21 protein-coding genes are annotated in these 20,636 nt (G+C 72.1%); 5 read left to right on the top strand and 16 right to left on the bottom strand.

The genetic code is table 11. From position 1 onward, the window contains the following. Nucleotides 1–20: 20 nt before the first annotated feature. The 11 genes from ACQPXD_RS52760 to pdxH form a co-directional block, all read right to left on the bottom strand. On the bottom strand, nt 21–1,496 hold the full coding sequence (locus ACQPXD_RS52760; RefSeq protein ID WP_432832203.1) for a glycoside hydrolase family 3 protein: 1,476 nt from the start codon (nt 1,494–1,496) through the stop codon (nt 21–23). Between the two features lie 106 nt (nt 1,497–1,602). Then, complete coding sequence (locus ACQPXD_RS52765) at nt 1,603–2,067, bottom strand: DUF4442 domain-containing protein (RefSeq protein ID WP_432832205.1); 465 nt, start codon at nt 2,065–2,067, stop codon at nt 1,603–1,605. Between the two features lie 35 nt (nt 2,068–2,102). Further along, nucleotides 2,103–3,098: a hypothetical protein gene (locus ACQPXD_RS52770; RefSeq protein ID WP_432832207.1), complete on the bottom strand. Its 996-nt coding sequence runs from the start codon at nt 3,096–3,098 to the stop codon at nt 2,103–2,105. A 27-nt stretch (nt 3,099–3,125) separates the two neighbouring features. Then, nucleotides 3,126–4,451: an ABC transporter ATP-binding protein gene (locus ACQPXD_RS52775; RefSeq protein ID WP_432832208.1), complete on the bottom strand. Its 1,326-nt coding sequence runs from the start codon at nt 4,449–4,451 to the stop codon at nt 3,126–3,128. A 142-nt stretch (nt 4,452–4,593) separates the two neighbouring features. Then, nucleotides 4,594–5,403, bottom strand: a complete 810-nt coding sequence (locus ACQPXD_RS52780; protein WP_432832210.1) for a DUF4230 domain-containing protein — start codon at nt 5,401–5,403, stop codon at nt 4,594–4,596. A 68-nt stretch (nt 5,404–5,471) separates the two neighbouring features. Further along, on the bottom strand, nt 5,472–6,644 hold the full coding sequence (locus ACQPXD_RS52785; RefSeq protein WP_432832212.1) for an acyl-CoA dehydrogenase family protein: 1,173 nt from the start codon (nt 6,642–6,644) through the stop codon (nt 5,472–5,474). 17 nt (nt 6,645–6,661) lie between these two features. Continuing rightward, on the bottom strand, nt 6,662–6,952 hold the full coding sequence (locus ACQPXD_RS52790; protein ID WP_432832214.1) for a type II toxin-antitoxin system VapB family antitoxin: 291 nt from the start codon (nt 6,950–6,952) through the stop codon (nt 6,662–6,664). A gap of 56 nt (nt 6,953–7,008) precedes the next feature. Beyond that, complete coding sequence (locus ACQPXD_RS52795) at nt 7,009–7,626, bottom strand: nitroreductase family protein (protein ID WP_432832216.1); 618 nt, start codon at nt 7,624–7,626, stop codon at nt 7,009–7,011. A 22-nt stretch (nt 7,627–7,648) separates the two neighbouring features. Further along, nucleotides 7,649–8,584: an aldose 1-epimerase family protein gene (locus tag ACQPXD_RS52800; RefSeq protein ID WP_432832218.1), complete on the bottom strand. Its 936-nt coding sequence runs from the start codon at nt 8,582–8,584 to the stop codon at nt 7,649–7,651. Nucleotides 8,585–8,600: 16 nt separating this feature from the next. Beyond that, nucleotides 8,601–9,872 (bottom strand): MFS transporter, encoded by a 1,272-nt coding sequence (locus tag ACQPXD_RS52805; protein ID WP_432832220.1) that lies wholly within the window; start codon nt 9,870–9,872, stop codon nt 8,601–8,603. Further along, complete coding sequence (pdxH, locus tag ACQPXD_RS52810) at nt 9,869–10,477, bottom strand: pyridoxamine 5'-phosphate oxidase (protein ID WP_432832222.1); 609 nt, start codon at nt 10,475–10,477, stop codon at nt 9,869–9,871. Before pdxH ends, ACQPXD_RS52805 begins: the two co-directional genes overlap by 4 nt. A gap of 179 nt (nt 10,478–10,656) precedes the next feature. Between pdxH and ACQPXD_RS52815 the strand changes: the two genes are divergently transcribed. The 3 genes from ACQPXD_RS52815 to sepH all read left to right on the top strand — a co-directional run bounded on the left by ACQPXD_RS52815 (nt 10,657) and on the right by sepH (nt 14,193). Then, a complete protein-coding gene (locus ACQPXD_RS52815; protein WP_432844282.1) occupies nt 10,657–11,763 on the top strand; it encodes a citrate synthase 2 in 1,107 nt (368 codons plus the stop codon). Nucleotides 11,764–11,874: 111 nt separating this feature from the next. Beyond that, entirely contained in the window at nt 11,875–12,993 is a 1,119-nt protein-coding gene (gene serC / locus ACQPXD_RS52820) for a phosphoserine transaminase (protein WP_432832224.1), read from the top strand. 117 nt (nt 12,994–13,110) lie between these two features. Next, nucleotides 13,111–14,193, top strand: coding sequence for a septation protein SepH (sepH, locus tag ACQPXD_RS52825; RefSeq protein ID WP_432832226.1), 1,083 nt, complete (start codon nt 13,111–13,113; stop codon nt 14,191–14,193). A 123-nt stretch (nt 14,194–14,316) separates the two neighbouring features. Here the strand turns inward: sepH and thpR are convergent, their stop codons facing one another. The 5 genes from thpR to ACQPXD_RS52850 all read right to left on the bottom strand — a co-directional run bounded on the left by thpR (nt 14,317) and on the right by ACQPXD_RS52850 (nt 19,803). Then, nucleotides 14,317–14,853, bottom strand: a complete 537-nt coding sequence (gene thpR, locus ACQPXD_RS52830) for an RNA 2',3'-cyclic phosphodiesterase (RefSeq protein ID WP_432832228.1) — start codon at nt 14,851–14,853, stop codon at nt 14,317–14,319. A gap of 445 nt (nt 14,854–15,298) precedes the next feature. Further along, complete coding sequence (locus tag ACQPXD_RS52835) at nt 15,299–15,895, bottom strand: hypothetical protein (protein WP_432832230.1); 597 nt, start codon at nt 15,893–15,895, stop codon at nt 15,299–15,301. A gap of 1,293 nt (nt 15,896–17,188) precedes the next feature. Continuing rightward, nucleotides 17,189–18,025: a maleylpyruvate isomerase N-terminal domain-containing protein gene (locus tag ACQPXD_RS52840; protein ID WP_432832232.1), complete on the bottom strand. Its 837-nt coding sequence runs from the start codon at nt 18,023–18,025 to the stop codon at nt 17,189–17,191. A gap of 33 nt (nt 18,026–18,058) precedes the next feature. Next, a complete protein-coding gene (locus ACQPXD_RS52845; protein WP_432832234.1) occupies nt 18,059–19,366 on the bottom strand; it encodes an MFS transporter in 1,308 nt (435 codons plus the stop codon). Continuing rightward, a complete protein-coding gene (locus ACQPXD_RS52850) occupies nt 19,363–19,803 on the bottom strand; it encodes a MarR family transcriptional regulator (RefSeq protein ID WP_432844284.1) in 441 nt (146 codons plus the stop codon). The genes ACQPXD_RS52845 and ACQPXD_RS52850 overlap by 4 nt, the downstream gene beginning before the upstream one ends. A gap of 131 nt (nt 19,804–19,934) precedes the next feature. On the opposite strand from ACQPXD_RS52850, the gene ACQPXD_RS52855 reads away from it, so the two are divergent. Together ACQPXD_RS52855 and ACQPXD_RS52860 are read left to right on the top strand one after the other, a co-directional pair. Continuing rightward, nucleotides 19,935–20,180, top strand: a complete 246-nt coding sequence (locus tag ACQPXD_RS52855) for a DUF2530 domain-containing protein (RefSeq protein WP_432844286.1) — start codon at nt 19,935–19,937, stop codon at nt 20,178–20,180. Between the two features lie 10 nt (nt 20,181–20,190). Next, nucleotides 20,191–20,583 carry a VOC family protein gene (locus ACQPXD_RS52860; protein WP_432832236.1) on the top strand — a complete coding sequence of 131 codons (393 nt, stop codon included), beginning with the start codon at nt 20,191–20,193 and terminating at the stop codon, nt 20,581–20,583. Nucleotides 20,584–20,636: the final 53 nt, after the last annotated feature.

Genomic DNA, 20,636 nt, shown 5'->3' on the forward strand with positions numbered 1-20,636 from the left:
TGAACCGGAGCGGCGGCGGACTACCGGCCCGCGAGGAGCTCGGCGACCGCACGACCGGCCGCGGCCGTGGCGCCGAAGGTCGCGATGTGCACGTCGCCGCGCGGCGAGGCCGGGACGCCCATCTCGACGACGACGGCGTCCGGACGTACCGCCAAGGCGGCTTGCAACGCCTCCGTCATCCACGCATAGCGGTGCGGGTCCCGCACCACCAGCACGAGCGGCCGCCCGACCGACGCCCGCAGCGCCTCGGGCAGCCCCGCCTCCGACGTCAGCCGGACACCGGAGGTCGCCGGGGACAGCTCGGCCAGCGGCGCGAGCAGCCCCCACGGCGTCTCCGGCGCGATGGCCTGGTTGAGCCGGGGCTGGAACTCGATCACGTGCGCCGCCCCGGCCAGTGGAAACGCCGCGTCCGGCGCGGTGATGCGCAGCGCCCGGCGGGCCGCGGAGAGGCCGATCTCGGCCGCCCGCGGGTCGGGGGCCTGCTTCGGCGCGGCGACCGACCAGGCGGCCAGGCGCGCGACCCGCACCGCGGCGTCGGCCAGGCGCTCCTCGGCCAGCTCGCCCGACCGGACGGCGGCGACGATGGCGTCGCGGAGCATGACCGCGGTCTCCTCGTCGGCGTGGTTGCCGCCCACGCAGATCGCGTCCGCGCCGGCGGCGAGGGCGAGCACGGTGGCGTGGGCGAGGCCGTAGCGGTCGGAGATCGCCCGCATCTCGATGCCGTCGGTGACGATCAGCCCGTCGAAGCCCAGCTCGTCGCGGAGTAACTCGGTCATGATCTTCCGGCTGAGCGTGGCCGGCAGTTGTGGATCCAGCACGGGTACCCGAAGGTGCGCGCTCATCACGGCCCGCACACCGGCGGCGATGGCCGCCCGGAACGGCAGCAGCTCGACCGCGTCGAGCTCGGCCCGGCCGGCCTTGATCAGCGGCACGTCCGTGTGCGAGTCGACGCTGGTGTTGCCGTGCCCGGGGAAGTGCTTCGCGCACGCCGCGACGCCGGCCGACTGCAGCCCCGTGATCCACGCCGCGGTGTGCCGGGCCACCCGCTCGGGCTCGGCGCCGAACGCGCGCGAGCCGATCACCGGGTTGTTCGGGTCGTTGTTGACGTCGGCGTCGGGCGCGTAGTCGAAGGTGATCCCGGCCGCCGCCAGGTCGCGCCCGATGTGGCGGGCGACCTCGCGGGTCAGCTCGGGGTCGTCGATCGCGCCGAGGGCGAGGTTGCCCGGCCACGGGCTGCCGATGTGCGCGTCGATCCGGGTGACGTCGCCGGCCTCCTCGTCGATGGCGACGACGACGTCGGGCTTCTCGGCGCGCAGCGCGGCGGTCAGCTCGGCGACCTGGTCACGGTCGACCACGTTGCGCGCGAAGAGAGCGACGCCGCCCAGCCCTTCGGCGAGGCGGCGGCGCAGCCACGGTGGCGGCTCCTTGCCGACGAATCCCGGCTGAAGCACGGCATCCGCCATGCGGGCAAGGTCGCCCCCCGTGCGTGCATCCATGCGATGTACCACCCTTCGCGCCTGGCGAGAATGGTCACATCACATCTCAGTAATAGTCAAGAAACTTTCCAGTAGTTAACAGACACGTACCCCCATCAGGGACAAGTCAGTCGTGCGGGCGGATCGTCCAGACCACCGTCAGCGTGGTCGTAACCGCCCCGTCACCTCGGGTGATCTCGATCGTGACCGGGAACTCCGGGCGCTCACCGGCGGTGAGTTCGGCGATGACCTCGCCGACCGGGCGGCCGAGCGTCGCGGTGGCGCGGACCGGGCCGCGGGCGAGCTTGGCGTAGGCGATGTCGGCCCGCACGGCCAGCGGCGTGCCGAGCGCCAGGTGAGGCCCGAACGCGGCCATCACGACCGCGCCGGAGGCGGTCTCGCCGAGCGCGAACAGTGCGCCGGCGTGCGGCCCGGCCACGTGGTTGTGCAGGCGCTCCTCGTCGGGGAGGGTGGCGACGGCGCGCACGCCGTCGCCGTCCACGGAGATGTCGACGATCTGGATGCCGAGGGTGCGCGCGAACGGCACGGCCGACACGAGCCCCTCGGCGACCGCCTTCGAGTCAATGCTCATGCGGCGATGTTACCGGCGAGTAGCAGTACGCGGAATCAGGTGAAAAGGTCGCCGATCGCCTGGACGATGTTGACGTAGAAGTTGCCCTCGATCTTGCGGAACACCTCGAACGGCTCGCCCGGCGAACCCACGAACGGGCGCAGCGTCCAGGCCAGCTGGGTGCCCACGAACCCGAACAGCAGGATCCACACGTTCAGCAGCGTCATGCTGGCCGGGCGCTCCCCCGGGGCCAGCTGCGGGCGCGGCGGCGGGGCCGGGCGGGGCATCGGGTAGGCGAGCCGCCCGTCCGGCATGAGGAGCGGTGGAGCGGGCGGTAGCGGGGGCGTCACCACGGTGGCGACTAAGCCGTTCGAGGCCCGCTGCGGTTCGGCAGCCCCGGGGACGGGCGCCGCGGGAACCGGAACCGGGGAGGGAGCCGGGGAGATCGGGACCGCGGAGACCGGAACCGGCTCGGCGTCGTCCGGCGTCGCCGCCGCGGCGGCCTCCTCCCGCTCCCGCTCCGCCCGGCGGGCCGCCGCCAGCGCGGTGGTGTGCTCGTTGAGCGCGCGCATGCCGCTGGTCAGGAACCGCAGGCCGACGAAGGCGGTCAGGGTCAGGATCGCCACATTCAGGATCTTGTAGAACGAGTAGCTGAACGCGGTGATGAGAAAGAACAGGCTGATGGGCGCGAACGCCAGGGCGAGCGCCGACGTGACCGTGATCGTCACCATGACCAGCGCCAATGCCTGCCGCACCTGGAGCCGCGCGCCGAACACCAGGTTGAACAGATACAGCGTGGGCAGGCAGATCGCCAGCGTCATGAGGAAGAGCAGCGGGAGCTTGACCGCCGACAGCGCCGCCTGCGCGACGCTGCTGGAGGCGCCGAGCACGGCTCCGTAGCAGGCCAGCGCCACTACGGAGCTGTACAGCATCTGCTTGGTCAGCTTGCCGAGATCGCGCTCCTGGCCGATCTGCCGCCAGATGGACTCGCGATCGCGCAGAATGCGTTCGATGATGAGCAATCCCGATGCGGATTCACCGTAGGCCGCCATCGGCGCAGGCTATGCGACGCACATCACTTAGCGCCACCCCACGTCGATGCGTTGTCCCCTTTCGTCGAAAAAGTGCAGAGCCTCCATGCGCACAGCGACGGTCAACGGGTGACCGTGGGTGACATTCGGATACGGCGCGAGCCGGACGGCGAGCTCGGCCGGGCGGCGGTGGTGCCGGCCGGGGTCGCTCAGCACGCTCTCGCGCTGCGCGGGGCGGCGCGCGGCGCCACGGCCGTTGACGCCGGCACCGGCGCCGACCAGCTCGTCCTCGCCGCCGCGGCCGGTGAACCGGCTGACGAACCGGCGCAGGCCCCCGCCGTTGACCGGCACGTCCGCCGGCGGCTTGCCGATCTCGTCGACGATCACGGCGGTCGCGCCGATGTCGAGGAAGGCCAGCGACTCGTGGCCGTGGTGCTCGAGGTAGCGGATGCGGCCCCGCAGCACGTCCCCGGTCGCCGTGTCGGGCACCGGGGTCAGCGCCTCGGCCCGCACGCCGATGACGATCCGCTCGCCGTGGAAGTGCGCGACCTGCCGGGAGCGCAGGTCGTTCCACGGCAGGTGCAGCACCTGGTCGCCCATGTGCAGCGCGATGTGCCGGTCGAGGTGGACGTAGACCTCGGCCTCGAGCAGGTTCATCCGCGGGCTGCCGAGGAAGGCGGCGACGTAGAGCGTCGCGGGCCGCCCGTACACCTGGGTCGGCGTGCCGACGTCCTGCAGCACGCCCTTGCGCAGGATCGCGACCCGGTCGGCCATGGTCAGCGCCTCGGCCTGGTCGTGGGTGACGTAGATCGTCGTGACGCCCAGTTCGCGGACCAGGCCGGAGATCTCCGCGCGCAGCTCGGCGCGCAGGCCGCTGTCGAGGTTGGACAGCGGCTCGTCCATGAGGAAGAGCTTGGGCCGGCGCACGATCGCCCGGCCCATCGCGACCCGCTGGCGCTGGCCACCGGAGAGCTGCCCGGGCTTGCGGGCCAGCACGTCGCCGATGCCCAGGGCGCTGGCCACCTCGGCGACCTGCTCGGCCCGCGGCTCGGGCTCGATGCCGGACAGGCGCAGCGGGAATGCGATGTTCTCGCCGACGGTCATGTGCGGATACAGCGCGAAGTCCTGGAACACCATCGCGACCCCCCGCTCCCGCGGCGGCAGGTCGTTGGCCAGTTCGCCGTCCATGATGATCGCTCCGGAGGTGGGGTCCTCCAGGCCGGCCACCATGCGCAGCAGCGTCGATTTGCCGCAGCCGCTGGGGCCGAGCAGCACCATGAACTCGCCCTGGCCCACGTCCAGGTTCACCCGGTCGACGGCGACGGTGCCGTCGGCGAACACCTTCATCACATCTTTGAGCGCGACGGTAGCCACCGTCACACCTCCGCCCCAGGTCAGCAATTCGCGGATCGGTCAGTTACCCCGAGTCAAATACTGTGATGAGGCGCACGCAAGTTGGTCCATCGGGTAAATGACCAGTGTTCGCCCAGTTACCGCGCAACTACGGACAGAACCGTCAGGCGCCTTGGAAGTTTACCGTCACCGATGTGTAGCCCAACGCCGCGAGGAACTGCTGCAACATCTTGCGGGTGTTGTCCTCGGCGCGTTTCTGCAGGCCGGCATCCTTGGCGGCGTCGCCGATCTTCTGCTCGGCGAGCTTGTAGACCTCCTGCAGACGGTTCGGGTCCGAACTGAAGGCGTCGCCGATGCGGTTGAAGACCCCGCGATCCTCTTGGTAAACGTAGCTGTGATCGTTGTCGATCCGCACGGGCCGCAGCTGAGGGGCGGGCAGGGTGATCTCGGCGGTGCGGCGGTCGTCGGACTCCTTCACCGCGCCCTGGCCGATGCTGGCGAAGTCGACGTACACCTCGACCGAACCGGCGGCCACGAACAGGATGCGCTCGTTGAGCAGAAAGTCCGGAATGTACTTACGGTCCTTCTGCACGTCGACGATGACCTGGAAGTTGCCCTCGGCGGCGACGAACTGGTTGAGGTCCTGCACGGACTTGAGCAGCGCCGGGCCGCTGCGGTCGGTCTGCTCCTGGGCGAAGGGATTCTTCAGGCTGGGGAACAGCCCGATCGTCTTCGCGCCGAGGACCAGCGCGACGACCAGGCCGATGGTGGCGACCAGCCAGAACAGCCCGCGCATCGCGCCGCCGCCCGGCCTGACCGGCACGACGACCGGCTCGGGCGCCTTGCGCTCGGCGCGCGGGTCGACCGGGTCGCCGATCTGCGGGTTCCACTCACCCGTGCCGGTTCCGGTCGCGGCTCCCGAGGTGACCTCGGGATACTCGGAGGTCTTCGACTCAAGTTCTTTGTCGGCCATGCTCGACTCCTCGGGAAATCTTCTGACCATCAACGGTAAGGGTCGCGGTAAAGCGTCGCGAGTCGATCTCAGGCGAACGCGGCGAGGCCGGTGAGCCGCTGCCCGATGACCAGCTGATGGATCTCCGAAGTTCCCTCGTACGTGAGCACCGTCTCAAGATTGGCGGCGTGGCGCATGACCGGATACTCGGCGCTGATGCCGTTGGCGCCGAGGATCGTGCGGCACTGCCGGGCGATGGCCAGCGCCTCCCGCACGTTGTTGAGCTTGCCGACGCTGACCTGCTCGGGGCGCAGCTTCCCGGCGTCGGCGAGCCGGCCCAGGTGCAGCGCGAGCAGGTAGCCCTTCTGCAGCTCGACGGCGGCGTCGGCGAACTTGGCCTGGGTGAGCTGGAAGCCCGCGATCGGCCGGCCGAACTGCTCGCGGGAGCCGGCGTAGTCCAGCGCGGTGTGCAGGCTGTCGCGGGCCGCGCCGAGGGCGCCCCAGATGATGCCGAACCGCGCCTCGGTGAGGCACGACAGCGGGGCCTTGAGCCCGCGGGCCAGCGGCAGCCGCGCCGAGGCGGGCAGCCGGACGTCGTCGAGGAAGATCTGGCCAGTGCGGGAGGCCCGCAGCGAGAGCTTGTGCCGCACCTCGCGCACCGACACACCGGTCGTCCGCATGGGTACCGCGAAACCGGCCACGCCCTCGTCCGCCCGCGCCCACACGACGGCCACGTCGGCCACCGGCGCGTTGGTGATCCACATCTTGCCGCCGCTGAGGATCCAGTCGTCGCCGTCGCGGCGGGCCCGGGTGGTCATGGACGCCGGGTCGGAGCCGTGGTCGGGCTCGGTCAGCCCGAAGCAGCCGATCGCCTCGCCCGTCGCCATCCGCGGCAGCCACTCCTCCTTCTGCTCGGCCGAGCCGTACTTCCAGATGGCGAACATCGCCAGCGACCCCTGCACCGACACGATGCTGCGCACGCCGGAGTCCCCGGCCTCGAGCTCCAGGCAGGCCAGCCCGTAGGCGACGGCGCTGGCCCCGGCGCACCCGTAGCCGTGCAGGTGCATGCCGAGCAGCCCGATGCCGGCCAGCTCCTTCGCGAGCTCCCGCACCGGGACCTCACCCGACTCGTACCACTCGGCGACGTTGGGCCGGACGTGGTCGTCGACGACCCGGCGCACCAGCGCGCGGATCGCCAGTTCCTCCTCCGAGTGCAGGCCGTCGAGGTCGAGCAGGTCGAGGGGGCGTGCCGTCGTCGTCACGCCCCCAGCCTAAGGGCTCAGGCCTGGTAGACCCGGGCGTGGATCGTGGTGTGCTGCAACAGTGCCCGGCGCAGCGCCCGATGCAGGCCGTCCTCCAGATAGAGGCCGCCCTCCCACTGCACGACGTGGGGGAACAGGTCGCCGTAGAACGTGGAGTCCTCGGCGAGCAGCTTGTCGAGCGCCAGCTCGCGCTTGGTGGTGATGAGCTGGTCGAGCCGCACTGGGCGCGGCGGGATCTCGGACCACTGCTTCAGCGTCAGCCCATGCTCCGGATACGGCCGGCCTTCGCGGACCGCCTTGAAGATCATGAACGTTTCACCCCCCTGACCGTGCCAGGGTACCGACTAGGTGCGACAGAAATGCGTCACAAGTCGGCTCTGTTGCCCCAATCGCCACGGTGCGTGACGTTGATCGCCTCCCGGCGCCCCCGTTTGAGCGACGGCGAGCGCTGGTCAGGGGCCCGGTAGCCGATGGTCATGGCGCCGATCGGCACATACGCCTCCGGGACACCGAACTCGGCCCGGAAGGCCGGGATCCGCTCCGGCGTGATCCCGAAGAAGCAGGCGCCGAGGCCCTCGTCGACCGCGCCGAGCAGCACCAGCAGGCTCGCCATCCCGGTGTCGATGTGCCAGTAGGGCACCGGCCAGCGGGCCTCGTCGCGGTCGGTCCAGCCCTTGTCCGGCTGGGCGTAGCGGTCGAGGTAGGCGTCGCGGTGGCTGAGCGGCACGACGATCACCGGCGCCCGGGTCATGCCGTCCAGCCAGCCGTTCGGCAGGTTGTCCTCCGGCGTGGTGGCGGCCCAGAAGCGCTCGACGTCCTTGCGGGTGTCCAGCAGCAGGAACTCCCAGCCCTGGGAGAAGCCCGCCGACGGGGCGTGCACGGCGTAGCCGAGCAGCTTCTCGATGGTCTCCGCCGGCACCGGACGGTCGGGGTCGTAGTTGCGCACCATCCGCCGCCGGCGGACCACCTCGGAAAGCTCCACGGGTGGAAGCCTAGAGCCCTACCTAGCTCGCCGTGATCCCCCACGCGCCGCGCCAGGTCGCGCCGGGCTCGAGGACCACCACGTCGCGGCCGGACCGGAACGCGTCGGGCGGGCAGGTCATCGGCTCGATGGCGAGCGCCTTGCGCAGCCGCTCGGGGGGCAGGGTGTCGGAGGAGTACACCTGCCACCAGCCGAAGGAGGAGTCGGCCCAGACGGTGACGCCGCGGCCGTCCGGCGCGCTCACCTCGACCCGGGAGCCGCCCTCCGCGTCGGTCTCGACCTCGCCGAAGGCGGTGTCGAGGACGGTGGCGCCGAGCCGGCGGCCCTCGGTGAAGTCGTACTCGCTGCCGGCCACCCGGGCCGCGCCGATCGGCAGCAGGCGGGCGTCGACGAGCAGCCGGCTGCGGGCCGGCACGCGCAGGGTGAGCTCGTCCACCGGCACGCCGGGCACCTGCACATACGGGTGCGTGGCCAGGCCGAACGGCGCCGCGACCGCGCCGGTGTTGGTCACCTCGTGCTCGGCGCGCAGGCCGGCCGCGCTCACCGACCACCGCGTCTGCAGGCGCAGCGGCCACGGGTAGCCGGGCTGCGGTACCAGATCGTGGACCAGGGTGACGCTGTCCTGCGAAGCGTCGACCGCGTGCCAGCGCGCCCAGTTGACCAGGCCGTGGATCGCGTTGTGCCGCTCCGGCTCGGTCAGCGGCAGCTGCAGGTGCTCGCCGTTGAAGGCGTACTGCCCGTCGCGGATGCGGTTCGGCCACGGGGCGAGCACGTGGCCGGCGCTGCCGACCGCCCGCTCGTGCTCGGCGTATCCGGCGACGACGTCCCGCCCGTCGGCGGAGTAGGCGCGCACGCCGCCGCCCACCTCCACGATGACGGCCTCGTGGCCGCCGGAGCGGATCGTCCACTGTGTACCCGAAGGGGCGTGCGAGAGCTGCGCGGCGGCGGCGGTGTCCATGGGCGCGACAATATCGTCAGTGTGTCGTGTCGGTGTAGCGGAGGAGGACGGGAAATGTCAGCCCCAGGAGCACCGCGACCACGGCGGCGGCGATCCCGCCGGTGACCCACGAGAAGGTCGCGCTGGTGGCGTCGGCGACCGAGCCGGCCCGGAGATCACCCAGACGTGGACCCCCGGCGACCACCGCGAAGAACACGCCCTGCAGGCGTCCCCGCATCTCGTCGGGCGCGCTGAGCAGCACGGTCTGGCGGTACACCCCGCTGATCATGTCGGCCGCCCCGGCCACGGCCATGAAAACTACACATGCCCACAGCCACGGCACCGCGCCGGCCGCCGCGACCGCGAGCCCCCACCCCACCACGGCCAGCACGAGCGCAATCCCCCGCCGATGCACCCGCCCGATCCACCCCGAGGTGAGCCCGGCCAGGACCGCGCCGATCGCGATCGAGGAGTACAGCCATGCCAGCGATGACTCCCCGAAGCGCTCGTCGGCGACGACCGGGAACAGCGCCTTGGGCATCGCCAGCACCATCGCCGCGATGTCGATGGCGAAGGTGAGCAGGATGAGCCGGTGCCCGGCCAGGAAGCGCAGCCCTTCGCGCACGTCGCGCAGCCCGGCGCTGCTGGGGGCGCCGGTCGGCGGCAGGGCGGGCAGGCGCAGGGCGGCCCACAGCACGACGGTGAAGAGCGCCGCGTCGACGGCGTAGGCGGCGGAGAAGTCGAACGCGGCGATCGCGATGCCGGCGCCGACCGGGCCGCCGATCGCGGCCACGTTGGACACGGTGAAGCCCAGCGTGTTGGCCGCGGGCACCTCGTCGTCGCTGACCAGCGCCGGGATGATGGCCTGCCGGACCGGGCTGTTGACGCCGAACGCCGCGGACTGGGCGGCGATCAGCGCCAGCATGAGCCAGGGGTTGTCCAGGTGGACCACGGCCTGGGCGAGCAGGCCGAGCGTGGTCAGCCACATCAGCACCGAGCTGACCAGCAGCACCTTGCGCCGGTCGTAGGCGTCGGCGATCGCGCCGCCCCAGAGCGAGAAGAGGATCAGCGGCACCAGGCCCACGAAGCTGGCGATGCCGACCCACAGCGAGGACTTGGTGATGGCGTAGACCTGCACCGGTACCGCCACCGCCGTGAACTGCACGCCGAAGAACGACACCGCATTGCCGATGAAGACGCGGCGGTACGCCACGTGCCGCAGCGGCCGGACGTCGATCGCGTGCCGGCGCAGCCAGCCCGCCGGCCGTCGTCCCTGCTCCTGGTCCTGATTCTCGGAGACGGCGGTCACGGCGCGAGCCGTTCGACCAGCTCACCGCGGAAACGCAGCCGGTCGTGCAGCCGGCTGCGCCGGCCCTGCCAGAACTCGACCTCGTCCGGCGCGACCAGGAAGCCGCCCCAGTGCGGCGGGGCCGCGACCGGCCCGTCGCCGAAGCGCTCCTCGGCCTGCGCCCACCGCCGCGCCAGCTCCTCCCGCGAGCCGATCGGGCTCGACTGCGGGCTCGCCCACGCGCCCAGCTGCGCGCCGCGCGGCCGGACCGCGAAATACTCCTCGGTCTCCTCCCGCGAGACCTTCCGCACCGAGCCGTTGACGATGACCTGGCGATGGAGGTGGTACCACGGGAAGACCAGCGACGCGCGCGGGTTGGCGGCGAGGTCGCGGCCCTTGCGTGACTCGTAGTTGGTGTAGAAGCTGAATCCGCGCTCGTCATAGCCCTTGAGCAGCACAGTGCGGGCGGACGGGCGCCCGTCGGCGGCGGCGGTGGCCAGCAGCATCGCGTTGGGCTCCGGCATGCCGGCCGAGACGGCGTCGGCGAACCAGGCGGCGAACTGGTCGAGCCAGGTGCCCGCCAGCGTGTCCTCGCCGAACGGCTCATCATCGTACTCAGTGCGCATGCGCGACAAATCTTGCGGTGATGTGCTGGGTCTCACGCTCACATCCTTCCTCCGTCGATCACATATGCGTGAAGATGTGTCATGTAGGACACATCTGAGCCTCCGTTCAGTCGGCAATCGGCACCCCTCGGGGCGAAGATGTCTGAAAGATGACACCCCGATTTCAGCAGGAGTGCATGATGTCTGATTTCAAGCCGGGACTCGAGGGCGTGATCGCCTTCGAATCCGAGATCGCTGAGCCCGATAAGGAAGGTGGCGCGCTGCGCTATCGCGGCGTCGACATCGAGGATCTCATCGGCCAGGTGTCGTTCGGCAACGTCTGGGCCCTCCTGGTCGACGGGAAGTTCGGCCCGGGCCTGCCGCCGGCCGAGCCGTTCCCGGTGCCGGTGCACTCCGGCGACATCCGGGTCGACGTGCAGTCGGCGGTCGCCATGCTGGCGCCGTACTGGGGCCTGGGCCAGCTGCTGGACATCGAGACCCCCCAGGCCCGCGAGGACCTGGCCCGGGTCAGCGTGACCGCCCTGTCCTTCGTGGCGCAGGCCGCCCGCGGCCTCGGGCTGCCCGCCGTACCGCAAAAGGAGATCGACAAGGCGGAGACCATCGTCGAGCGGTTCATGCGCCGCTGGCGGGGCGACCCCGATCCGCGCCACGTGAAGGCCGTCGACGCCTACTTCATCTCCGCCGCCGAGCACGGCATGAACGCCTCCACGTTCACCGCCCGCGTGGTCGCCTCCACCGGCGCCGACGCGGCGGCCTGCATCTCCTCCGGCATCGGCGCCCTGTCCGGCCCGCTGCACGGCGGCGCGCCGTCGCGTGTCCTGGGCATGATCGAGGCGGTCGAGCGCAGTGGTGATGCCGAGGGGTACGTCAAGAATGTCCTCGACCGCGGCGAGCGCCTGATGGGCTTCGGGCACCGGGTGTACCGCGCCGAGGACCCCCGCGCCCGCGTGCTGCGGCGCACCGCGAAGGAGCTCGGCGCGCCGCGCTTCGAGGTCGCCGAGGCGCTGGAGAAGGCCGCGCTGGAGGAGCTGCACGCCCGGCGGCCCGACCGGGTGCTGGCCACCAACGTCGAGTTCTGGTCGGCCGTCGTCCTCGACTTCGCCGAGGTGCCGGCCCACATGTTCACCTCGATGTTCACCTGCGCCCGGGTGGCCGGCTGGAGCGCGCACATCCTGGAGCAGAAGGAGCTGGGCCGGCTGGTCCGCCCGTCGGCGAAGTACATCGGCCCCGCGCCCCGCAAGCCGCAGGACGTCGAGGGCTGGGACCGCATCCCGCACGGGGTCTGACACGCAATGTGACGCTCGTCGCGTCGGAGCGAAATTGTGCCGGGGTTGCGGCGCGGAAAGTGGCAGGATCCGCGAGGTACCCGCCCGCCCGCCGCACCCCGGAGTACTCCTATGGCCGACATCCGCATCCCCGACGAGCTCAAGCCCGCTGACGGACGCTTCGGCGCCGGCCCGAGCAAGGTCCGGCCGGAGGCGGTGCGGGCGCTCGCCGGCGTGGCCGGCACCTGGCTGGGCACCAGCCACCGGCAGAAGCCGGTCCGCGACCAGGTCGCCCGGCTCCGCCGCGGCCTCGCGGAGCTGTTCAGCCTCCCCGAGGGCTACGAGGTCGTGCTCGGCAACGGCGGCAGCACCGCGTTCTGGGAGGTCGCGGTCTTCGGCCTGATCCGCGACCGGGCGCAGTTCGCGAGCTTCGGCGAGTTCGGCGCGAAGTTCGCCGGCGCCGCCAAGAAGGCCCCGTTCCTGGGCGAGCCGACGGTGATCAAGGCCGAGCCCGGCACCGGCGCGTTCCTGCGCGCCGAGGAGGGCGTCGACGCCTACTGCTCGCCGCACAACGAGACCTCGACCGGCGTCGCCGTGCCGGTCCGGCGGCTCGACGGCACCGACGAGGGCGCCCTGCACCTCACCGACGCCACCTCGGGCGCCGGTGGCCTCGACGTCGACGTGTCCCAGACCGATGTGTATTATTTCGCGCCCCAGAAGAGCTTCGGCTCCGACGGCGGCCTGTGGATCGCGCTCATGTCACCCGCCGCGATCGCGCGGGCCGCGGAGATCAAGGAATCCGGGCGGTACATCCCGGACTTCTTCGACCTGCAGACGGCGATCGACAACTCGCGGCTGGAGCAGACCTACAACACCCCGGCGCTGGCCACCATCTTCCTCGCCGCCGAGCAGGTCGACTGGATGCTCGCCGGCGGCGGCCTGTCCTTCGCGGCCAAGCGCAGCGAGGAGTCGGCCTCGATCCTCTACGGCTGGGCCGAGCGCTCCGCCGTCGCCACCCCGTTCGTCGCCGACCCGGCGGTGCGCTCCAACGTCATCGGTACCATCGACTTCGACGCCTCCGTCGACGCGGCCGCCCTGGCCAAGGCGCTGCGGGCCAACGGGATCGTCGACACGGAGCCGTATCGCAAGCTCGGCCGCAACCAGCTACGCGTGGCGATGTTCCCGGGCATCGACCCGGCCGACATCGAGGCGCTGACCGTCTGCGTCGACTACCTCATCGAGCGCCTCTGATCTGCGAGGTTTCGGGTTTCTGTCGGCGCGGCGCACGTCCTTCCAGCTAGGGTTGCCGTACTGTGACCAGAAGGCGCCGGCCGTTGGCGCCTGCAGCGGGTGGGACGGAGGCGCGCTATGCGGCCTGTGCGATTCGTCGCCCTCTCGGAGGACGGGCAGGCGTTCGTCCTGGCCGACGAGGTCGGGCGGCTCCTGGCGCTGCCCATCGACGAGCGTGTGCACAGCGCGCTGCGCCCGGACCACGCCCATCCGACCAGCACCGTCGAGACCGGCTCGTCACAGCTCGCGCCGCGTGACATCCAGGCCCGCATCCGCTCCGGCGAGTCGGCCGAGGAGGTCGCGCGCGTCGCCGGCGTCCCCGTCGACCGGGTCCTGCGCTACGCGGGCCCGGTGCTGCAGGAGCGCGCGATGCTCGCCCAGCACGCCCGGCGCACCCGCTTGAAGACCTCGGAGAAGGGCTCGTCCCTGGCCGAGGTCGTCGACACGCGCCTCGGCCAGCACGGCATCGACACGGAGAAGATCTCCTGGGACGCCTACCGGCGCGAGGACGGCACCTGGCGGATCACCGCGACCTGGCCGAGCGGCAAGGCGACCGCCCAGGCCGTGTGGGAGCTCGACAAGGCCCGCCAGCTGGTCGCGCCGCACGACGACATGGCGCAGTATCTGTGCACCGAGCGCGGCCCCGCCATCCTGGGCCAGGAGCCCCCGGTGCCCGAGCGCCAGATGCCGTCCCGCGGCGAGACCAGCCGCGGCGACCTGGGCCTGCGCCCCGACGCCGTGCGCAGCGGCGGCCACGAGCCGATCCGCCCGGCCACGCCCGAGCGCCGCCCCGGCGGCCGCACGCTGGGCCCCGACCCGATCCGGGCCGGCCGCGACGCGCTGCTCGCCTCGCTCGACCGCCCGCTGGGCAACAGCCCCGCCGCCGAGGAGCCGGTCGTCACGCCGCCACCGGTCAAGCACGACAACCGGGCCCGCGGCGCGGCCGCGCTCATCGGCCGCTCGCCGTTCGACGACGACAGCGACCAGACCAAGGAGGTCCCGGCCGTCCCGTCCCTGGCCGTCCTCCGCCCACGCCGCAACACCACCTCGGCCGCGGGCGCCGTCGAGCAGCCCTCGGCGACCACCGACAAGCCCCGCAAGCGCCTGCCGAGCTGGGACGACGTCCTGTTCGGCGGCGCACCGGCCCGCGAGACCTCGTAATTCCGCAAGTTCGCGCCGTCCGTGGCCCCGGCCCTCACGCCAGCGCCACGGACGCTGGCCGCCTTGGCCTCTTGTTGGCCCTCTTGGGCGACGCCGCCCGATTCGCGCCCGTGCGGCGGCCCCTCAGTCCAGCGCCACGGACGCCAGCACCCGATATTCCGGCTGCGGCCCGAGCAGGCTCTGCATGAGCCGCACCTCACCGACCGGCCACTCCGGCCCCCGGTACGCCGCAAGCACGGCGAGATCCCCGGCCAGTTCCTCCGGGCTCAGCACGTCACCGGGCCGCGCGATCGTCACGTGCGGCTGCCACGGCCGCCGATCGTAAGGGAGCCGGTGCCGCTTGAGCACCCGCCGCACCCCCTTACCGAGCGGGGCGAGATCCTCACTCTCGAGCCCCGCCACAAGATGCCGGAACTGCCCCCGCCCGAGCGTCTTACCCCCCGCGATCCGCACGGTCGGCGCCCCGGACGTTTCGGACAGCTGCTGAAGCGCGTCAACGGCGGCCCGCTCATCCTCAACGTCCCCGATGAACGCCACGGTCATGTGCCACCGCTCGGGCGCCGCCAGCCGCACCGACCGCTCCCGCGGCCGCGCCACGGCCAGCGTGTCGACCATAGCTTTGAAGTGCTCCCGCACGTCTTCAGGCGGATACGCCGCCATGAACACCCTCAACCGCTCCGCGCCCCACTCCCGTATTCGTCCCCGGCACGACTTTCCACCCGCCGCGCCCCATTCTCGCCTTCGCCCCCAACGCTCACGTCAAGCGGTGTGCGCCGCCGCCGCCCATCGCACGCGCGGCCCTGCCTCTACCGCCGACGCCCTCACGCTCCGTTCTCGTCTTGCCCGCGACGTTTCCCATGCCTCGGCACGGCTCACCTCTACGGTCGGTGCGGTCCCGCCCGGCGCCGGGCTCCCGTCTTCGTCGTCGCGCTTCCTGCCGCCGCCCGGGTCGCCCCCGCCGCCCGGGTCGCGTTCGGCGCCCGGGTCGCGTTCGGCGCCCGGGTCGCGTTCGGCGCCCGGGTCGCGTTCGGCGCCCGGGTCGCGTTCGGCGCCCGGGTCGCGTTCGGCGCCCGGGTCGCGTTCGGCGCCCGGGTCGCGTTCGGCGCTATCGTCGGCGCGAGCCCGCGCCGCGCAGCACGAGCCCGGCCTGCTGCAACTCTCCCTCGATCCGGAGCCGCTCGATCTCGAGGTCGACCCCGCCCAGCTCGTCGAGGTGCTCCTCGACCCCGAGCTGGGCGCACGCGACCTGCAGCCCTTCGTCGTATGCCTCCTGGACGGCGACGAACCAGACCCGCGACCGGGTCGCCACGCTCTCGCGCAGCCGGTTGAGTCGCCGCAGATCCCCCGCCACCTGCTCGATCGGCGGACCGACGGCCCGCGGCGTCCGCGCGTGGGCGACCTCGCCGATCCCCCGCCCGACCCGCCTGAGCTGCCACCGCCGCCCCGTCGGCGTGGAACTCCACCGACCACCGAGCGCCGACCGCCCCGCCCGCTCCTGGTCCACGCGCTCCCAGCGCATCCGCTCCCGCTCGGCCCGGCGCTCGAACCACCGCCGAACCGGCCCCGGTAGCAACCGCTGCACGAGTGCCCACGCCTGCTCAACCACCCGATCGGCGGAGAGCAACAGCGCACAGACCAGACACGGCGCCACGGCGATCAGCCCAATGACGCCGGCCACGAGTAGGCCGTGCAGGACGCCCACGCTGTGAGACTAAGCTCACACACCAGCGACCGCCACCGATTTCCCACCTCGGCGAGCCCGAGTCCCAAGAACCGGCCAACCGTGCCACCCGCCGACGACGAACGGCCACCGTCTCCGCCCCTGGCGCCGACCCCGCCCAACGACCGAGACCACCGGTGTGCGCGGCGGGGCCGGACGTATCTCTCCGTGATCATGACGCCCGCCATGACCGCACCCCGGGTTTGCCATGATCCCGGAGACTTGTGGTACACGGGGGTACATCAGCACTCCGTGATCATGAAAAACCGTTGGTGTCGGCGGCCAGTGCAGCATGATCACGGAGACTTCTGGCTTCTGGCTGCTGCGCTGCGCCCCGCGGCGTGCGGCGTCCGCCGTGCAAGATGCGGTCCACCGTGCGGGATCTGATCGCGGATCGCGTTCGCCGTGGGCGCCTGGACGCGCAGGCCGGGCATCGCAGGCGCCGACGGTCAGCGCGGTCGCCAGTGGGCATGGCGGCGCTCCTTCCGCGACCGGATCAACGTCGTGCCGTTCAAGACATTCGCGGTCGATGGCTCGCTCGACCTCACGGCCGCCAATGCGATCACCTGGTGCGTGGGTGGCACAGGCCAGCGCGGGTCGCGGGGCGCGCGGACGCGAGACGGGCGCGGGCACGGGAACGAGACGGGCGGGGCGGACGCAGGCGGGCGCGGGGCGCGCGGGGCGGGGCGCGCGGGGCGGGGCGCGCGGGGCGCGCGGGGCGGACGCGGGGCGGCCGCCGCTGGCGTGGCGTAGGTAGGGCTAGCGAACGCGACCGGCCACGGAGGTACCACGGGCGTGCGGGTGCGGGGTGCGCGGGCGCAGGGCGGGGCGGGCGCGGCGCCGGCGCGGGGCGGGCGCGCGCGGCCGCTGGCGTGGCGTAGGTAGGGCCAGCGAACGCGACCGCGCCCGGCCACGGGGAGGTGCCGCGGGCGTCCGGTGCGGGGTGCGCGGGTGCGGGGCGGGCGGTGGGGCCGGTCGGCGGCGCCCCCTCGCCGCCGCCGGACCGGTCTCACCGTCTTGCGATGGCCGCTCTCGCGACCACGGCCGCCAGGCGACCGCCACTGCCGCCGGGGCCGGGCAGGGCCCGGACGAGGCGGGGCCGGGGCCGGGGCGACCCGCCCAGGAGCCGTGGCCTAGCTCAGCGGGCGTGGCCGGGCCCTGGGTGGCCCAGGAGGCGTGGCCTGGTCCGCCGCCGCCGAGGAGGCGGGCCTGGTCTTGCGACCCTAATGGGTGCCCGCAACCCGGGGCGGTCGCGCTGCGGGTGGAGTTGGGCGGTCACTGCGTCGAGGCCGTCAGCAGGGCTCGAAGTTCTTTGATGGCCTCCTCGTCACCTTCCACCCGGACCGGCGTCGGCGCATCGGCCGTCGGGGTTGATTCGCGTGCCCAAAGCCAGCGGAGCACCGCCGCCGGTGGACCGCTGACCACCGCGTCCGGGGCGATCTGCACGGTTGGGACGGGCTGTGCGGCTGGGAAGGACTGTGCGGATCGAGCGCCCGGGGACGGGACCGCGGACACCGAGGCGCCGGCGGGGTCCGTGCGGACGAGCCAGGCCCGCGAAGCGGCGGGGGTGACCTCGACGCGGACGGTGCGGCCCTTCGCGGTCGACAGGACCTCGGCGAAGTCCTCGTGCCAGGCTCGGGAGCCGTAGGCGACGAAGAGGCTCAGGACTTCGTCGATGCCGTCCAGCGCCAGGTCCTCGGGGATCGGGTCGGACTCCGTGTGCAGCGCGAGCTCGGCGTCGAGGCGGTGGATGACCGTCTCCTGGGCCATGCGGCGGATCCAGAACTTCGCCGTCTGGTCGGGGGCGTGCCAGGTCAGGGCCGGGTCGGTGTCGCCGCGGCGGGAGAACGCGTGGGTCAGGGCGCCGTAGGCGCGGTCGAGCAGGGCGATCGGGGGCTCGGCCCTGGTCTCCTCAGGGGGCCAGGGATCGGGCCAGGCCCCCGTGTGCATGACCGTGGCCTTGTGCAGATACACCTGGCCGACGTGCCGTAACAGATCCGTGACGGTCCAGCCCGGGCAGCTGGGCACCGGTGCGGTCAGGCCGGTGCCGGCGACCTCGCGCAGACGCATGTAGTCGGCGGCCAGGCACTGCAGTAGTCGCGATCGCTCCATGACCGTGACCTAACCACACGGGTACGACAAAAATCAGCGGACGGCGGGGCGCACCGCGGGAATGCCCGCGGCCTGCTCGTGCACCCGCACGTGCAGGCGGGGATGGAGGCCGACGTGAATGCGTCCGCCCGCGCGGCGCAGCTGGAACAGGGCCAGGGCCAGGGTCGCGACCAGGGAGATCACGCCGCCGACGACCAGGCCGGAGCGGGGGCCGAAACGCTCGGCGCACCAGCCGATGATCAGCGAGCCGATCGGCGTGCTGCCGAGGAAGACCAGCACGTACAGCGCCATCACGCGGCCGCGGAAGGCGGCGTCGGTGCCCAGTTGGACGCGCTGGTTGGCGGCCTGCGCGAAGTAGATCATGAAGAAGCCGGTCGGCAGCAGCAGGATCACCGAGACCACGAACGACGGTGCGAACCCGACCAGGGTCTCGAATCCGGCGAACAGGATGGCCGCGGCCAGCACCCGATACACCGACGGGCGGTCCCGGCGCCGCGAGCTGGCCAGCGCGCCGGCCAGGGCGCCGAGCGCGATCGCCGTGGTGAGCAGGCCGAAGTACCTCGCGTCGACGTGGAACTCGACCCGCGCCAGCACCGCCAGCGTCAACTGGAAGTTGAACCCGAACAGGCCCACGACCAGCACGAGCAGGATGGCGAGGCTCAGGTCGGGGCGGCTGCGGACGTACCGCAGGCCGTCGATCGTGCGGGCCTCGCTCGCCGCGACCGCCACGTGCTCGCCGCGGAACAGCTCGGCGGAGCGCATGCGGCTCACGCAGACCAGCGGCGCGATGCACAGCAGCGCGGTGATCAGGAAGATCGGGCCGGTCTGGTCGTGCAGGGCGGCGATGATGAGGCCGGCCACGGCGGGGCCGACGATCCGGGCCGCGTTGAACGTCGCCGACGACAGCGACAACGCGTTGGGCAGCAGCTCCTTGTTGACCAGTTCGGAGACGAACGACTGGCGGACCGGGGTCTCGATGGCGCTGATGACGCCGAAGAGCGCCGCGGTCACGAACACCCACCACAGGGTCACCACGCCGGTCACGACCAGGGTGCCCAGCAGGGCGGCCACCAGCGTCGACGACGCGTTGGCGATGAGGAGCAGGTGCCGCTTGTCGAAGCGGTCGGCGAGCTGCCCGCCATACAGCGTCAGCAGGAGCACCGGCGTGAACTGCAGCGCCGTCACGACACCCAGCGCGGAGGCGGAGTTGTGGGAGAGCTGGAGGACCAGCCAGTCCTGGGCCGTGAACAGCATCCAGGTGCCCAGGAGCTTGACGAGCTGGCCGATGGTGAACAAACGATAATTGCGAACCCGCAAAGAGCCGAACGTGCTCCCAGTCATGCGCTGCGTCCGATCCTCCCCATGATCTCGGCGGCCTTGGTCAGCACCTCGCGCTCCTCCGGCGTGAGGGCCATGAGCCGTTTGGCGAGCCATTCGTCGCGCGCCCGGCGGTGCTCGACCACGACCGCACGCCCGGACTCGCTGGCGGACAGGATCACCTGCCGACCATCGGTCGGATGCGGTGAGCGCTGCACCAGGCCGCGATCTTCGAGTTTTGCCACGATCTTTGTGAGGGTCGGCGGTTGTACCCGCTCATGCTCGGCCAGCTCGCGCGGAGTGAGCGCGCCGGCGAGCTCGAGGCTGGTCAGCGCGGACAGCTGGGTGATCGTCAGGTCACCCATCGGGCGGGCCTGGCGCAGGCGCCGGTTGAGCCGGGTGATGCTGTCCCGCAGCGCCGCCGCGAGCTGGGCGGACGCGAGCTTCGATACTCGAACCATCACGATTGTTAGCTTATCTAATAAGCATGGCTAACGACCTGTGGGTTGAGTCACCGGTCGCCTGCGCTGGGGTGTTTCGGGCGGGTACCGTGATCGTCGTGACCACGCCGCCCAAGCCGCTGGACCCGCCGATGGTGCCGTTCGCCGTCGCGGGCATCGCGCTGTGGATCATCGCCGCGCTGATCATGCTGCCGTTCCGCGACGAGTTGGCCGCCCACGGCCACGGCAACTGGTTCGGCATCGCGATCGCGGGCATGCTGTGGGGGATTCCCGGCCTGCTCATCATGACCGTGCACGACCGGAATCGCCGCCGGCGCCGGGCCGCCGCCGCGCTGGCGTCCGATTCGTTCAAGACCGACGCCGGCGCCGCGCCGTAGCGTCGGGCGCATGGGACTTCGACTCAGCGTATTCGGCCTGGTCGTCGCGGACATGGCGCGCTCGCTGGCCTTCTACCGCCGGCTCGGGCTGGACGTATCCGAGTCCGAGGACAAGAGCCCGCACGTCGAGCACCTCCTGCCCGGCGGCCTGAAGCTGGTCTGGGACACGATCGAGACGATCCGGTCGTTCGATCCCGAATGGCGGTCGCCGGCCGGGAGCCCGCGCGCCGGCCTGGCCTTCGAGTGCGCGTCGCCGGGCGAGGTGGACCGGGTGTACGCCGAGCTGGTCGCGGCCGGGTACGACGGCCACAAGGCACCGTGGGACGCGTTCTGGGGTATGCGCTACGCGGTCGTGCACGACCCGGACGGCAACGGCGTGGACCTCTACGCAGGCCTATCGTAGGCGGCGCCGCATCGCTCTTGGCACCGCGGACCTGGCAGGGCCGGGGCCGCCCT

This window comes from Dactylosporangium sp. CA-092794 (genome assembly GCF_050948465.1).
Lineage (GTDB): Bacteria > Actinomycetota > Actinomycetes > Mycobacteriales > Micromonosporaceae > Dactylosporangium.

What these genes read in the sequence shown, in the direction of transcription:
- ACQPXD_RS52845 (WP_432832234.1), bottom strand. Translation starts at nt 19,366, where the DNA reads ATGACTGGGAGCACGTTCGGCTCTTTGCGGGTTCGCAATTATCGTTTG.
- ACQPXD_RS52760 (WP_432832203.1), bottom strand. Translation starts at nt 1,496, where the DNA reads ATGGATGCACGCACGGGGGGCGACCTTGCCCGCATGGCGGATGCCGTG.
- ACQPXD_RS52800 (WP_432832218.1), bottom strand. Translation starts at nt 8,584, where the DNA reads ATGGACACCGCCGCCGCCGCGCAGCTCTCGCACGCCCCTTCGGGTACA.
- ACQPXD_RS52780 (WP_432832210.1), bottom strand. Translation starts at nt 5,403, where the DNA reads ATGGCCGACAAAGAACTTGAGTCGAAGACCTCCGAGTATCCCGAGGTC.
- ACQPXD_RS52860 (WP_432832236.1), top strand. Translation starts at nt 20,191, where the DNA reads ATGGGACTTCGACTCAGCGTATTCGGCCTGGTCGTCGCGGACATGGCG.
- ACQPXD_RS52840 (WP_432832232.1), bottom strand. Translation starts at nt 18,025, where the DNA reads ATGGAGCGATCGCGACTACTGCAGTGCCTGGCCGCCGACTACATGCGT.
- pdxH (WP_432832222.1), bottom strand. Translation starts at nt 10,477, where the DNA reads ATGCGCACTGAGTACGATGATGAGCCGTTCGGCGAGGACACGCTGGCG.
- ACQPXD_RS52850 (WP_432844284.1), bottom strand. Translation starts at nt 19,803, where the DNA reads ATGGTTCGAGTATCGAAGCTCGCGTCCGCCCAGCTCGCGGCGGCGCTG.
- ACQPXD_RS52790 (WP_432832214.1), bottom strand. Translation starts at nt 6,952, where the DNA reads ATGATCTTCAAGGCGGTCCGCGAAGGCCGGCCGTATCCGGAGCATGGG.
- sepH (WP_432832226.1), top strand. Translation starts at nt 13,111, where the DNA reads ATGCGGCCTGTGCGATTCGTCGCCCTCTCGGAGGACGGGCAGGCGTTC.
- thpR (WP_432832228.1), bottom strand. Translation starts at nt 14,853, where the DNA reads ATGGCGGCGTATCCGCCTGAAGACGTGCGGGAGCACTTCAAAGCTATG.
- serC (WP_432832224.1), top strand. Translation starts at nt 11,875, where the DNA reads ATGGCCGACATCCGCATCCCCGACGAGCTCAAGCCCGCTGACGGACGC.
- ACQPXD_RS52815 (WP_432844282.1), top strand. Translation starts at nt 10,657, where the DNA reads ATGTCTGATTTCAAGCCGGGACTCGAGGGCGTGATCGCCTTCGAATCC.
- ACQPXD_RS52765 (WP_432832205.1), bottom strand. Translation starts at nt 2,067, where the DNA reads ATGAGCATTGACTCGAAGGCGGTCGCCGAGGGGCTCGTGTCGGCCGTG.
- ACQPXD_RS52770 (WP_432832207.1), bottom strand. Translation starts at nt 3,098, where the DNA reads ATGGCGGCCTACGGTGAATCCGCATCGGGATTGCTCATCATCGAACGC.
- ACQPXD_RS52855 (WP_432844286.1), top strand. Translation starts at nt 19,935, where the DNA reads ATGGTGCCGTTCGCCGTCGCGGGCATCGCGCTGTGGATCATCGCCGCG.